Source organism: Candidatus Saccharimonadales bacterium (assembly GCA_035697325.1).
Classification (GTDB): domain Bacteria; phylum Patescibacteriota; class Saccharimonadia; order Saccharimonadales; family Saccharimonadaceae; genus JALRBM01.
In genome coordinates this window covers 570,164-583,425 of the sequence record DASSDB010000002.1, presented here as the reverse complement: position 1 = coordinate 583,425, position 13,262 = coordinate 570,164, and the positions used below count along the sequence as shown (strand labels likewise).

Sequence of the window (13,262 nt, the reverse complement as noted above, 5' to 3'; positions counted from 1 at the left end):
CCCGCACCGGCAAAGTTCATTACTTTTTTACCGTAGACATTCACGGCAGCCCACGCCGTGTAGCTAACGCATTCGCGGTAGTAAAGCCCCCAGGGATCAACTCCGTAGTCTAAACCACCGTTACAGTAAGGGTATCCTCCGCTACAGCCCATGTTGCCACTGTAATTACGGAATTGAAAAGCGCCTACGGATCCTGAATTATTACGCCCACCATTCGTTGCCGCCGCCAAGGCAGCGCGCTGTTGGGCGGCGACTTGCGCCATCTGTTGCTTACCGCTTGCCACTTGTTGCTGGTAGGCAGCTTCTTCACCTCGCGTCTGATCTACCAATGCCTGTTGCTGAGCTTCTTTTGCAACTAACGCCTCATTCTGGGTTTTTTGATCCGCAAGAACGGCCTCTACTGACTTCTGATCAGACTCGAGTTGCGCTTTCAACTTTTTGACAGTATCTATCGTCGAACTCAGCTTTTCGCTAGCTGCTGTGCGATATTCATTCTTATCCATGTATTCGCCGATGTTTTTACTACTCGCAAGCATTTCAAGTGAGGATATAGAGCCATCTACATACAGATCAGCAATAATACCTCCGAGAGCCGTTTGATTATCAGCAAGTTTCTGCTTGTTCGTTGCGATGTCAGCAGTCAGTTTGTCGTATTTTGCTTGGTTCAAGTTGATCTGAGCCTGGATAGCATTCTTTTCAGCCGTAATTGTATCGAGCGCAGCCTGAAGGGTATCGCCTTGCTGGCGCAGCTCCCCCGCCCTTGCCTGGTATTGGTTGACTTGAGCTTGAATAGCACGAATCTGATCGTCATAACGATCTGCTAGCGCAGATTGCGATAGTTGTAATGGACCTGCAACTGCCACAAGGACAGCACAGACCCCAATAGCGATTTTGGAGCGTTTTTGTTTTAGCATTGTAATAACCTTGTGCATTGTCACTATTTATCAGTCTATCAAAAGGATAAGCACCGTGTCAAACCGCTAGGATTACTTTAAAACGACGCAATCTTCGCCAAGGAGCTTCACGAGTTCGCCAATAAGTCCATCGCTCGCATCAACACGGAAAGGTAGCCTAATGGCAGATTTCTTATCCTCGCCAAGTACTAATACGATATCAGTGTTTCCTGTAAACTCACTACATATTCGCTTTAGCTGAAGAAGTATTTCATGATTATCCGGTTGCTTAATATGGACAAACAACTTCTTTACGGGTGGAATATCCAAGATAGGGCGTGGCTTATCGCTCGGCTCGTCGCTTGGCTTCGTCGTGGCTGGCGCACTAATACTTCCACCGGTTTTTTTAGCACGATATTCCGCTACGCGCATTGCTTTTACTTTGCTGCTCATTTTGGGAGTATCCATTTTTCGACCGGTGGATTCGTATGTCCTTAGTTCCTCGTCTGTCACTTCTACTAGTTCGTCTGCAATCATTTTTGCCTCATCGCCTACGTTACCATCACGATCTCGCGCACTCACCTTGCCGCTTGCTCGTACCACCGCATCTTGCACTAATTTGGCACCGACTTGTTCGTAGAGATTTGGAAAAACAATCACTTCACCCTCGCCCGTCTTATCCTCGAGGCCTAAAAATGCCATCTTGGTTCCGCTTTTAGTCACAATCGTACGCACCGTTGTTACGAGCCCTCCGATCGTTGCTTTTTTGCCGTCAATTTCAGGCTTCATACTCGCAAGTGGAATCGTTTGCTCATTAAAATACGCATCATAATTATCAAGCGGATGAGCACTAATATAGAGCCCGAGCAGCTCACGTTCCCAGGTAAGCCGCTCTTTATCCGTATATTTTACCGGCGCCGACTGCATCGTGATAGTCGGCTGAATATTGGCAACATCATTCATACCCCCAAATAAATCCGTCTGCCCGCTCAATGCTTCTTTTTGCACTTTACTGGCGAACGCCTGAATTGTCTCGAGGTTGAAAAGAAGGTCGGAACGATCTCCAAATTGATCAAATCCACCAGATTTAATCAAAGACTCCCAAGCCTTGCGGTTAAATTTAGAAGTACTCACTCGTTTAGCAAAGTCTTCAATTCCTAAGAACTTTCCCTCTTCCCGAGCTCGAAGTACTTCTTCAACAGCCCCAACACCCACGCCTTTTACCGCAGCCATTCCAAAGCGGATTTGGTTTTGCCCCGGCACGACCGCAAACTCAACGTATGATTCATTAACATCGGGTGCCAGTACCTTGATGCCCATATGTTTACACTCGGTAATCTCAATCGCTAAGCGATCAATATCATCTTGGTCGCTTGTCATAAGTGCCGCCATGAACGCATCAGGATAATGCGCCTTAAGGTAGGCCGTCCAGTATGAAATAAGGCCGTAGCATGCCGCGTGCGACTTATTGAAACAGTAGTTTGCAAACTCTTCCAGCTGATCCCAAAACTTTTCAGCAACTTCTTTCTTGGCGCCACCGTGTTTTATGGCTCCATCAACGAAATCTACCTTTACCTTACGCATCAGGTCGATTTTCTTTTTACCCACCGCTTTTCGGAGCGTATCGGCCTGACCACCAGTAAACCCGCACCATTCCTTAGAAATCTGCATGAATTGCTCTTGGTATACCAAAATACCATAGGTCGGACTCAATGCGTTTTCCATACCTTTATCAAGATAGGTGATTTCTTCCTCGCCATGCTTTCGTTTAATAAAGCTGTCGATAAACTGCATCGGACCCGGCCTGTACAGGGCAACCATAGCGATAATGTCCTCGAAAACCGTTGGCTTCAGGTCGCGCAGATACCGTTTCATGCCCGCAGATTCAAGCTGAAAGACGCCTGTCGTGTCTCCGCGCTGAAACAGCTCATACGTCTTTGTATCGTCAAGAGGGATTTTCGAAAGATCAATTTCATTCTTATATACTTTTTTGATAATACGAAGTGCGTTATTAATAATAGAAAGGTTGGAAAGTCCAAGAAAGTCCATCTTAAGAAGACCTAACTCTTCTACCGGTCCCATTGGATACTGTGTAGATACCACTCCTTTTTGCGCCATTTCAAGCGGAACATATTTCACAATGTCATCGGGAGCAATCACCACACCTGCCGCATGAACGCCGTGCGAGCGAATGGTACCTTCAAGTCGCATTGCATAGTCAAAAACGGTTTTTGCGGTTGGGTTCGTTTCGTATTCTTTTTTTAAATCAGCATCTTCAACCACACTTTTTCTTAAGGGAATATGACGACCTTGCACGGGTGCGGGAATCATCTTTGAGAGACGATCCGCTTCCGAGTATGGCACCTGCAATACACGTGCCACATCACGCACCGCAGCACGAGCGGCCATCTTACCAAATGTTACGATGTTAGACACCCTATCAGATCCGTATTTATTAGCACAATATTGAATCACCTCGTCGCGGCGAGTATCCTGAATGTCGACGTCGATATCCGGCATACTAATACGGTCCGGGTTAAGGAAACGTTCAAACAGAAGGTCATATTTTAACGGGTCAAGGTCGGTTATGCGAAGTGCATACGCAATAATTGAGCCGGCCGCCGAGCCACGTCCAGGTCCAAAAATAATGCCCTGATCTTTGCCCCAGTTAATAAAGTCTTGCACAATAAGGAAGTATCCGTTGTAGCCCATCTTATCCAGAACACCCAATTCCATATCGAGTCGATCCCGTACATTTTCGGCCAGTAGCGGACGAACATCATCAGGATTCATGGCGTTCGCTTCCTCTTCGGATATTTCGTTGTAGCGCATTGCAAGTCCGCGGTAAACGAGTTTGTCCAGATAGCTTTTTTCGTCTTCACCCTCTGGTACGGGGAATTTCGGAATCAAAATTCTTCCAAGGTCCAGCTCAACGTTACACATATCGGCAATTTTGCGCGTGTTCGCCACTGCTTCAGGGTGAGTTTTATTCCAACGACCAATAATCTCCATCGGATCGGTCACGTGGAGCTCAAAATCTTTTAAGCTCATACGCTTCTCGTCAGAAAGAAACGCACCCGTACCAACACAAAGCAGAATCTCATGTGTGTCTTGATCGTCGTGCGAAAGATAATGTCCGTCACTCGTTACAACACAAGGAATATCGAGCTCATCTGCTAATTTTTCCAGGTATCCGTTGATTTTTACTTGCACATCCCATTGAGCCGGAGCATCCGGATGACCGTGATCTTGAAGTTCCAAATAATACCTATCGCCAAAAATGCCTTTATACCATGAGGCAATTTTTTTAGCTTCTTCGTAATTATCCGAGCGCAAGTTTTCACCAATTTCACCGCTGGCACAGGCCGATAAGGCAATTAGGCCCTCATTATGGCTCTCCAGTAGATCGTGGTCGATACGCGGCTTATAGTACATCCCCTCGAGATTGGCTTTTGATGAGAGATACATAAGATTCTTATAGCCCGTTTCGTTCATGGCAAGCAAGATAAGGTGGTACCTTGCTTTATCCTTAGCAGGGTCACGATCAAACCTACTCCGGGCGGCCACATATGCTTCCATGCCGAAAATTGGTTTCACGCCAGCCTCTTTGGCTGCTTTGTAAAACTCAACTGTACCCGACATCGTACCATGATCAGTAATGGCACATGCTTCCATGCCCAGTTCTTTCACGCGAGCTACCAACTCTTCAACCTTTGTGAGACCATCGAGCAAGCTATGGTGCGTATGATTATGCAAATGCACATAATCAGATGCCTTCAACCCTGCGCTCGTCGCAGACTGCGTCTTCGTTTCAACCCCCATACTTATATTTAGTATAGCAAGTAACGCATCTTAAAGAATCGTTTTGTTTACAACGAGCTTATTGATTGTTCTGTTTCTGCAAAGATTGCTGGATCTGCTCAATTGGCTGGCCAACCCCAGGAAGGTGAATAAACAAGCTTAATATCCATACAGCCAGGGCAATAACTACCGTTCCGCCTATCACGCTTCCTAAGCCAAAAAAGATGCCTCTTACAAAATTCATTTTATATACTTCAACTCTGCTGCGGTTAAAATCGTAAAACAAATCTTCTAAAAGCCCTGCCCGAGCACCTTTTTCGTTATCATCCTTAATTTTCTTTAGTGCTTTTTTCATATTATTCTTTATTAGTAAATCCTTTCGCGCTTTCAATACCTCGATCAGCACGCTCTTTCATATCGGTTGCGAAATCATCTGATTTTTCCATTATATCTTCTGTTTTGCTGCTGACATTCTGTTTGAGATCAACCGCCTTTTGCTTAAGGTCTGCACGCGTTTCTTTGCCTGATTTTGGAGCCGTAAGAACTCCTGCTACAATCCCGGCGATAGCCCCTACGACAGCCCCGATCATAAACTTTCCTTTTGCCATGTTACTTTTCTCCTCCAGATCGTTTCTTTATTTTGCGGCGAACCACCTGAAACAAGGCAGCTGCTTTTGTTACCATACCCACATCGTTTACGATATGGGAAACATTATCAGCAGCCGCCTGAGCAGAGCGCAGTAGCGAGCGAATTTGCATACTAAGTCGAACCACCATAACAACAAGCGCCACAATGACAGCAACGAACAATACCAAACATACAGCAAGCAAAACGATAATAATCTGCGCCCAATCCACCACTTAGACCTTATTTACCTTTTGACCAGTCAATAATCTACCGAGGTAGATAAGAAGTATCGCCCCAAGTACGGCGACAAGAAAACTATAGGGATTAAATCCATTCACATCACTGCCCCCAAGAAACTGCATGATGCCTCCTCCAAGAAGCCCACCAATGATTCCAAGAATAATATTTTTCAGAAGACCGCCTTCTTCTTTTGTAATAAGTTTTGCGACCCATCCCGCCAGGGCCCCTAGTACAATCCATCCTAACCAATTCATAAAACCTCCTTGGTTATTTTTGTTGTACTTTCATTGTATCGATTTTTGAAGCTTATTGCCAACTTCATGAAAGCTTAGAGCGTATATACTTCTCAAGATCAGAGCCTAACTCTTCATGAGCCAATCCAAAATCAATCACCGTTTTAAGATACTCCAGCTTATCCCCGGTATCATAGTATGTACCGTTTTGCACTTCATAGGCAAAGTATTTATAATCATCATCAATCATCTGTTGCATGATTGGCTGGAAAGTAAATTCACCCTCACCGTCAAAGTTCTCAAATGCCGTATCAAGATACCTAAAGAAATCAGGCGGCAACAAGTAACTACTTACAGAGGCAAGGTCAGAAGGTGCATTGTCTTTACCTGGCTTTTCTACGATATGCGACATCTGCAATAAACCGTCTTCCAGCATTTTGCCCGCCGCAATACCATATCTATTATATTCTGTTTCATCCTGAACTTTTTTACATGACAACACGGCGCCATCCATCCGCTCAGCCACAGCAATCATCTGGCTAAAGCGACTTGGCGATGCCATGATAAAATCATCAGCCCATGTATAAATAACGGGTTCATCAGGACCAATTAAATGAGAAGCACTCATGAGCGGAGTAGCGTTACCGTATGGTCCTTTTTGGCGAACATAAATGAAATTGGCCATATTTGAAAGATTGTCAAGTTCGTCAATAAAATGCTGTTTTTTCGGTCCACCCGCACGCAAATTAGCAAGCAGGTCTTCATTTGGAGTATCGAAGTGATCCTCGATCGCGCGCTTGTTACTACTGCCCACGATAATAATATCCTTAATACCTGCACTCACGAGCTCCTCAACGACATACTGGATAATTGGTTTATCAATCAGGGGGATCATTTCCTTTGGCATTGCTTTAGTCTGCGGTAAAAATCGGGTACCAAATCCAGCTGCGGCAATGATCGCTTTAGTTGGCTTCTTCATTATTTAGTCCTCCTTTGCATTAAAACATCGTATGCCATCAAAACGGCCGCATGGTTAGTCATGCCGTCATGCATAGCACGGGAAATAAACTCGTCGATCGTTATGGTCGTCACCTCGACTTCTTCGTCACCCTCAGGCGCAGGTTCGGTCACTTTTATACAGTCAAAGGCGATAAATGCATGCCAGACAGCATTCATATACACATCTTTATGAAAAGTTCCAAGGTACTGAACATGCCCAGCTTTATAGCCTGTTTCTTCCGTAAGCTCTCGGCGGGCGGCCTCCTCGGGTGTTTCGCCCGCATCAACAAATCCACCCGGCAGCTCATCCATAATTTTCTCTGGTCCGGGGCGGAACTGCCTTGCAATAATCACTTCGTTATTTTTTGTTAACGCGATGATACCTGCAAATTCCTGGCCATCTTTATGAACCGTATCAAAAATAGCCTGCTCGCCACTTTGCATGACAAACGTCTTAGAGGTGATAGTTCGCCACCCTACCTTTGTTGTTTCCGTGGGTTCTATTCGCTTCCACGGCTTCATCTACAACCTCTCACGAATTAGTTTTTGCGCGAGTGCTGGGTTGGCTTTACCTCCTGATTTTTTCATAACCTGACCTACGAGATAGCCGATCGCCTTGTCTTTTCCGTTCCTAATATCTTCAAGGGATTGTCGGCTTGCCGGATCCGCCAACACCTCATCCACCACTGCCGCAATAGCAGACTCGTTGCTTACTTGAAGTAGGTTCTTCGACTCGGCAACCTTGCGTGGAGAGTTATCGCTCACCAGCAGCCCAGCAAATACTTCTTTGGCAGCCGTGCTGCTTAGTTCGTTCGCCTCCACCATTTGGGCAAGTTCAATAAAGCCATCGGGCGAAAGCATACGGCTATGTATCGGCGCCGCCTCTTCATCCGCCTTGCCAAGTGCACTTGCAAACCAATGCGCGACACGCTTGGCGGTGTCACCACCAGCCTTTTCCTGAATCTCGGTAATAAGCCGGGCGTATTCCTGCGTCGCTAGGAGCGAATCAACTACCGAGCGATCGAGATTAAGCGAAATCCATTTGTCGCGATAAACAGGTGGCAGCATCGGCACCTCAGCCTGTATCGTCTCTATTTCTTCTCTCGTAAGAACGATCGGTGGAATATCGGCATCGGGCATATAGCGATAATCCTGTGCGTCTTCTTTAGAGCGTTGGCTGTTTGTTTTCTGCTTTGCATCATCCCAACCCCGCGTCTCTTGCGTTACCTGCTCGCCTTTTTCCAGTAGTTCAACCTGGCGCCTAAATTCATACTCCGCCGCGCGTTCCACACTCCTAAATGAATTAAGGTTCTTCACTTCTGCGCGCTTACCAAGCTCCTGAGACCCCTTTAGCGCAACGGAGATATTAACATCGAACCGCATATTACCGTGATACAAGTCGCCGTGCGTCACGCCTGCATATGTCATAAGCCGGTGAAGCTCAGCCGCAAATGACTTCGCCGCTGCCGGCGAGTGAATGTCCGGCTCTGAAACGATCTCAATGAGTGGCGTTCCCGCCCGGTTAAGATCGACGAGACTGTAATCGCTAAAGTGCGTCAGCTTTCCGGCGTCTTCTTCCATATGTGCATGATGAATACGGACTCTCACCGTCTGGCCATCATCTAATGGAGCATCGACGTATCCTGCGAGGATAATCGGCTGATACATTTGGGTTGTCTGGTATCCTTTTGGAAGATCAGGATAAAAATAGTGCTTACGATCAAATCGGCTCACCGGAGCTATTTCGGCATTAAGCGCCCTTCCCGCCTTGATGGCAAGGTCAACCGCCTTACGGTTTAAAACAGGGAGCATGCCTGGCAGGCCGTAATCAATTGGGCTTACCACGCTATTTGGTGATTTATCCCGGGCATCATTATCCGCAAAACTAAATAATTTTGTATCGGTCGCAAGCTGCACATGGCACTCGATACCAATCGTCATCTCGTATTTGTTCAGCACTTCTTCCGTAATCATTAGATCGCTCCTACATCTTTGAGGGCCTGCTTAAAGCCTGCTAGCGCCCGTCGCGCATCATCATAACTTACATGGACATCAGACTCATGGGCGATCTGATTACGTAGTTTATGCGCAGACCACACTGTATTGGCGTTACTCCACGTATCGCGAACGGTCTTCATCCGTTCACCCATAGTCTCGCCCTTTACGCCACGCTCACGCAGCGCCTGATCAAGAAGTTTGTCAGCATTGAGTACCGCCAGATGATAGCTCGATGACTCATCGCGTTTCAAGCTCGATTCAATCTGGAGCCACCGCGAGCGATACTTTTCAACGTCGAGCCCTACTGGACCACGTTTGGTCAACGTAATAACAACGATAAGCAAAATCCCGACAATGAGAATGCCTACCATGAATGCAAGAAGCGTACCGTCCATCTTTTATTTGCCCTCCATCGATTCTGCCAGCGCGAGTAGCTGCGCGTCACTCTTTTGCGGACCCATAAGCTGCACGCCAATCGGCAAACCCGATGCGCTCTCGCCCGCAGGAATACTTATCGCAGGGATTCCCGCAAGGCTCGCTGGAACTGTCATAATATCGGCCAAATACATTTTTACCGGATCGTCAGTATTAGCGCCAAGATCGAATGCCGGAGTTGGCGTCACGGGACCGATCAATGCATCATATGTTTCAAATAGTTGATCGAAGGCCTGGATCAGCAGCGTACGAGCTTTTTGCGCTTTAAGATAGTACGCATCAAAGAAGCCGCTTGAAAGCACATAGCTGCCAATCATAATGCGACGTTTATTTTCCGTTACAAAACCTTCGCCACGTGACTTGCCGTAGAGTTCAGCCAATGTTTTTACGCCCTCAGCACGCGTGCCGTAGCGAATACCATCATATCGAGCAAGGTTGCTGCTCACTTCCGCAGGTACCACAATGTAATAAATCGCTAAGGCGTATTTTACAGAAGGCATACTCACCTCTTCAACCGTATGCCCGGCTGCGCGTAGTTTCTCAGCATATTCCAGAGTTCGAGCCCGAACATCAGCATCGACGTCATTAGTCATAAACTCTTTAATGAGACCTATTTTTTGACCCTGTTTTATCTCATCTGTCATTTTGAAGAAGTCGGGTAATGTGGTCATGTCGCGCGGATCACGTCCGCTTATAATATCAGTTACAAGCGCAGCATCACTTACATCAACCGCAAAGCAGCCGATACAATCTGTGCTGCTCGCCATAGCAACCACTCCATAACGGCTCACCGTGCCATAGGTGGGCTTTACACCAACGACACCATTAAAGCTAGCGGGCTGACGAATCGAGCCACCCGTATCCGAACCGAGTGCAAACGGTACGATATCAAGTGCCGTAGCGACAGCTGATCCACCACTGCTTCCTCCCGCAACCTTTGTCTTATTATGTGCATTCTTGGTTGGGCCGAATGCGGAGTTCTCGGTACTTCCTCCGTGCGCAAATGCATCGAGGTTTGTTTTTCCGATACAGATTGCGCCTTCGGCTTCGAGCTTCTCAACCGCGGTGGCCTGCAAGGGAGAAGCAAAGCTTTCAAGGATTCTACTCGCGGCGGTTGTAGGCGCTCCAAAGGCAAGGAAGTTATCCTTTACCGCAAAGGGGACCCCGGCAAGTTTTCCTGCTTCTTCACCCTGTTTGATTCGCGCGTCAATATCATCTGCCCGCTCAAGTGCACGCTCCTTCGTAAGACTAAGGAGCGCATGATACGCCTCATTCTCGCTCGCCTTGGCAAACGCTCGTTCTACCTCCTGGCGAGCTGTTGTCTGGCCACTTTTAATACGTTCAACTAAAGAAGAAATTTGGGTCATGCTATAGAACTTTCGGCACCTTTACTTGATTATCCTGCGCCTGGGGGGCAAGTGCCAGAAGCTGCTCTCTGGTAATGGCACCGTTTTCAATTTCGTCGCTACGCCATATATTTTCAAGGCCCGTCACTTGATACGTCGGCTCTACATTTTCCGTATCGAGTTCTGCTAGTAAATCCACGTAGTTAAGTATGTTTACGATGTCATCCTTTAATGAGCCGATTTCTTGATCGGACAATTGTAAGCTACTGAGTTGCGCTAAATGACGCACATCATCTGTAGAAATTTGAGTCATGGTATCTATTATACCTAAAACCTACACCTATTCCCAGCGGAATACTTTGAAGGCGATCAAGTAAATAACAACCATCCATACACCAATCAGACCAACTTGCGACAAGATATCAATCAAGTGTTTGCCTTCCGTTGCAATCAATCTGATACCATCAATCACAGGTGTCAAAGGCAACAGCGAAGATACGTGCTGAAGCCATTCTGGCATGATATAACGCGGGAAAAATGTCCCCGAGAGAAACATCATTGGAAACACGACGATATTCGAAAGTGGAGCAGCTTGGCGTTCGTTACGTGCCCAGCCACCAAGCGCCAGCCCTATTCCAAGAATCATCGTAATGCCCAAAATGAGGAAAATTGCCAGTTCAAAGTAATTTCCTACTACTTGAAGCTTGAAGAACACGATAGCTACAACAAACATGATCGCAAGACTCAAGAGTCCAATAATTGCCTGGCCTATCATAGTCGAAAGGAAATATTGCCATACTCGTAGTGGTGTCGTCGAAAGGCGACGCAAAATTCCCATTTTCTTCAGTTCAGGGAAGACATTCACGGGTCCAAAAATCCCCATACCAATGATGGCAAAGCCCAGAAGTCCAGCAAAGGTATAGTCGAATGCACTTAAACTTCGCTCGTTGAGCTTATCAGAATTTACCGTAAATGGTGTTTCGTTTTTCACAAACTGACCGTTCATGGCCTTAAATTGCCCATCGAGAATACTCGCTAACGCTTGACCAGATTGTTCGTTATTTTGTGTATACACAACATCCGCTTGACCGCTCGGGAAATTCTGGCCATTCTTTACTTCACCAAAATCTTTAGGAAGCACAATCGCTGCGTCAAGCTCTGAACGACTCATTTTATCTTTGGCGGCATCAAGTGTTTTTACGTCCTTATTCACCTTGAGAACATCGCTTGATTCGGCTTTTTTAACAAACTCCGTGGCAACACTTGTATTCGATTCGTTAATAAGCGCTACGTTAAAGCTAAGGTCTTTCGAACCGCTATTAAGACTTCCGAAAACAAAAAGAAAGATGAGTGGAAATCCAATTCCGAAAAATAAGGCAAGCTTGTCACGGAAAAATCGCTTAGTGTTAATTTTGACAAAAGTTCCAACTGTAAATAGCGAACGTTTCATTACTGGCCCTCCCTTAGTTCTTTGCCGGTGAGGTCAATAAATACATCTTCAAGGTTGGCCTGCTCTACTTGTTGCTTCTTTTTGAAACCGCGGTCAAGAAGCTGTTTGATAAGATTCTTGGGCGTATCGATTGCAATGATTTTTCCATTGTCCATAACGGCAATACGATCACAAAGAATCTCCGCTTCGTCCATGTAGTGCGTCGTCATGATCACACTAATACCCTTACTGCGCACCTTTTCAATGAGCTCCCAAAGATGGCGACGCGCTTGGGGATCAAGACCCGTCGTCGGCTCATCCAGAAAAAACACCTTCGGCCCATGAACAAGCGCAGTCGTAATACTCAAGCGCTGTTTTTGTCCGCCAGAAAGCGACTCGACATAATCATTCGCTTTTTCCTCAAGGTCAACATCTTTAAGAAATTCCATCGTATCGACGCGCTCGCCGTATGCTGCCGCGAACATCTCAATAATTTCCGTCAGCTTTGTTTTATCCTGAAAAGCAGGAGATTGCGGCTGCACACCAATAAGATATTTAATTTTCTGTGGATTTTCAGCTACGTTAATGCCATCTATTGTTACTTCACCGTCGTCAATCGGACGAAGCGTCTCCATCATTTCAAGCGTTGTCGTTTTGCCGGCCCCATTTGGTCCCAAAATACCAAATATCTCGCCCTTTTTTACCTCAAAACTAATACCGTTGACTGCTTGTTTGTCACCGTACCGCTTTTTGAGGTTTTTTACTTTTACCATCGTACTCATAGTCAGTATCTTAGCATATACGATACGGACATTTCTATTCTTTTTACTTCGTGATACGCTTGAGTCTATGAAGCTTCAAGTAGGTGTTAAGATACTTATTCAAAATAATAACCAGCAGTTTCTTTTTATACGACGTGCACAAGCCTTCGCTGGAGAAGATGTTCCTCATTGGGATATTCCGGGTGGACGGATCGAACCGGAAGAACCACTGCTTGAAGCGCTTGCGAGAGAAATCAAAGAAGAGACCGGACTCTCAATAGATAATTCGCCTCAACTCCAGGCGGCACAAGATATATTTGTTTCACACGCAGACCTTCACGTAGTACGACTTACCTATCTCGCTCACGGCGAAGGAAAGCCTAAAATTAGCGATGAGCACCAGGAAGTAGCCTGGATGACCCAAAGTGAGGCTCTCTCCACTTCGATTGACCCCTACATACGAGAAGTTCTCGAGAAGCAAAAAAGCGCCTGAAAACGA

General features: G+C 46.3%; 15 protein-coding genes. 1 reads left to right on the top strand and 14 read right to left on the bottom strand.

The window, feature by feature from the left end:
• From VFH06_03685 to VFH06_03620, 14 genes are all read right to left on the bottom strand, one after another.
• Positions 1 to 914, bottom strand: a 914-nt coding sequence (locus VFH06_03685; protein ID HET6747180.1) for a hypothetical protein, incomplete at its 3' end; no start/stop codon positions are given.
• Between the two features lie 72 nt (positions 915 to 986).
• Positions 987 to 4,715, bottom strand: coding sequence for a DNA polymerase III subunit alpha (locus VFH06_03680; protein ID HET6747179.1), 3,729 nt, complete (start codon positions 4,713 to 4,715; stop codon positions 987 to 989).
• 58 nt (positions 4,716 to 4,773) lie between these two features.
• Entirely contained in the window at positions 4,774 to 5,049 is a 276-nt protein-coding gene (locus tag VFH06_03675; protein ID HET6747178.1) for a DUF5665 domain-containing protein, read from the bottom strand.
• A gap of 1 nt (position 5,050) precedes the next feature.
• The gene (locus VFH06_03670; protein HET6747177.1) at positions 5,051 to 5,302 is read right to left on the bottom strand and encodes a YtxH domain-containing protein; all 252 of its coding nucleotides are present in this window, start codon (positions 5,300 to 5,302) and stop codon (positions 5,051 to 5,053) included.
• Position 5,303: 1 nt separating this feature from the next.
• Positions 5,304 to 5,552: a hypothetical protein gene (locus VFH06_03665; protein ID HET6747176.1), complete on the bottom strand. Its 249-nt coding sequence runs from the start codon at positions 5,550 to 5,552 to the stop codon at positions 5,304 to 5,306.
• A 3-nt stretch (positions 5,553 to 5,555) separates the two neighbouring features.
• The gene (locus VFH06_03660) at positions 5,556 to 5,816 is read right to left on the bottom strand and encodes a GlsB/YeaQ/YmgE family stress response membrane protein (protein HET6747175.1); all 261 of its coding nucleotides are present in this window, start codon (positions 5,814 to 5,816) and stop codon (positions 5,556 to 5,558) included.
• Positions 5,817 to 5,880: 64 nt separating this feature from the next.
• Entirely contained in the window at positions 5,881 to 6,774 is an 894-nt protein-coding gene (locus VFH06_03655; protein HET6747174.1) for a sugar phosphate nucleotidyltransferase, read from the bottom strand.
• Positions 6,774 to 7,316 carry an NUDIX hydrolase gene (locus tag VFH06_03650; protein HET6747173.1) on the bottom strand — a complete coding sequence of 181 codons (543 nt, stop codon included), beginning with the start codon at positions 7,314 to 7,316 and terminating at the stop codon, positions 6,774 to 6,776. The genes VFH06_03655 and VFH06_03650 overlap by 1 nt, the downstream gene beginning before the upstream one ends.
• Positions 7,317 to 8,768 (bottom strand): Asp-tRNA(Asn)/Glu-tRNA(Gln) amidotransferase subunit GatB, encoded by a 1,452-nt coding sequence (gatB, locus tag VFH06_03645; GenBank protein HET6747172.1) that lies wholly within the window; start codon positions 8,766 to 8,768, stop codon positions 7,317 to 7,319.
• Positions 8,768 to 9,187, bottom strand: a complete 420-nt coding sequence (locus tag VFH06_03640) for a hypothetical protein (protein HET6747171.1) — start codon at positions 9,185 to 9,187, stop codon at positions 8,768 to 8,770. The genes gatB and VFH06_03640 overlap by 1 nt, the downstream gene beginning before the upstream one ends.
• Before the next feature lie 3 nt (positions 9,188 to 9,190).
• Positions 9,191 to 10,594 carry an Asp-tRNA(Asn)/Glu-tRNA(Gln) amidotransferase subunit GatA gene (gatA, locus tag VFH06_03635; GenBank protein HET6747170.1) on the bottom strand — a complete coding sequence of 468 codons (1,404 nt, stop codon included), beginning with the start codon at positions 10,592 to 10,594 and terminating at the stop codon, positions 9,191 to 9,193.
• Between the two features lies 1 nt (position 10,595).
• Entirely contained in the window at positions 10,596 to 10,886 is a 291-nt protein-coding gene (gene gatC, locus VFH06_03630) for an Asp-tRNA(Asn)/Glu-tRNA(Gln) amidotransferase subunit GatC (GenBank protein HET6747169.1), read from the bottom strand.
• 27 nt (positions 10,887 to 10,913) lie between these two features.
• Positions 10,914 to 12,023, bottom strand: coding sequence for an ABC transporter permease (locus tag VFH06_03625; protein ID HET6747168.1), 1,110 nt, complete (start codon positions 12,021 to 12,023; stop codon positions 10,914 to 10,916).
• Positions 12,023 to 12,784, bottom strand: coding sequence for an ABC transporter ATP-binding protein (locus VFH06_03620; GenBank protein HET6747167.1), 762 nt, complete (start codon positions 12,782 to 12,784; stop codon positions 12,023 to 12,025). Before VFH06_03620 ends, VFH06_03625 begins: the two co-directional genes overlap by 1 nt.
• 67 nt (positions 12,785 to 12,851) lie before the next feature.
• Here VFH06_03620 and VFH06_03615 point away from each other — a divergent pair, with 67 nt between their 5' ends.
• Entirely contained in the window at positions 12,852 to 13,256 is a 405-nt protein-coding gene (locus tag VFH06_03615; protein ID HET6747166.1) for an NUDIX hydrolase, read from the top strand.
• Positions 13,257 to 13,262 lie beyond the last annotated feature (6 nt).

What these genes read in the sequence shown, in the direction of transcription:
- VFH06_03680 (HET6747179.1), bottom strand. Translation starts at nt 4,715, where the DNA reads ATGGGGGTTGAAACGAAGACGCAGTCTGCGACGAGCGCAGGGTTGAAG.
- VFH06_03675 (HET6747178.1), bottom strand. Translation starts at nt 5,049, where the DNA reads ATGAAAAAAGCACTAAAGAAAATTAAGGATGATAACGAAAAAGGTGCT.
- VFH06_03670 (HET6747177.1), bottom strand. Translation starts at nt 5,302, where the DNA reads ATGGCAAAAGGAAAGTTTATGATCGGGGCTGTCGTAGGGGCTATCGCC.
- VFH06_03660 (HET6747175.1), bottom strand. Translation starts at nt 5,816, where the DNA reads ATGAATTGGTTAGGATGGATTGTACTAGGGGCCCTGGCGGGATGGGTC.
- VFH06_03655 (HET6747174.1), bottom strand. Translation starts at nt 6,774, where the DNA reads ATGAAGAAGCCAACTAAAGCGATCATTGCCGCAGCTGGATTTGGTACC.
- VFH06_03650 (HET6747173.1), bottom strand. Translation starts at nt 7,316, where the DNA reads ATGAAGCCGTGGAAGCGAATAGAACCCACGGAAACAACAAAGGTAGGG.
- gatB (HET6747172.1), bottom strand. Translation starts at nt 8,768, where the DNA reads ATGATTACGGAAGAAGTGCTGAACAAATACGAGATGACGATTGGTATC.
- VFH06_03640 (HET6747171.1), bottom strand. Translation starts at nt 9,187, where the DNA reads ATGGACGGTACGCTTCTTGCATTCATGGTAGGCATTCTCATTGTCGGG.
- gatA (HET6747170.1), bottom strand. Translation starts at nt 10,594, where the DNA reads ATGACCCAAATTTCTTCTTTAGTTGAACGTATTAAAAGTGGCCAGACA.
- gatC (HET6747169.1), bottom strand. Translation starts at nt 10,886, where the DNA reads ATGACTCAAATTTCTACAGATGATGTGCGTCATTTAGCGCAACTCAGT.
- VFH06_03625 (HET6747168.1), bottom strand. Translation starts at nt 12,023, where the DNA reads ATGAAACGTTCGCTATTTACAGTTGGAACTTTTGTCAAAATTAACACT.
- VFH06_03620 (HET6747167.1), bottom strand. Translation starts at nt 12,784, where the DNA reads ATGAGTACGATGGTAAAAGTAAAAAACCTCAAAAAGCGGTACGGTGAC.
- VFH06_03615 (HET6747166.1), top strand. Translation starts at nt 12,852, where the DNA reads ATGAAGCTTCAAGTAGGTGTTAAGATACTTATTCAAAATAATAACCAG.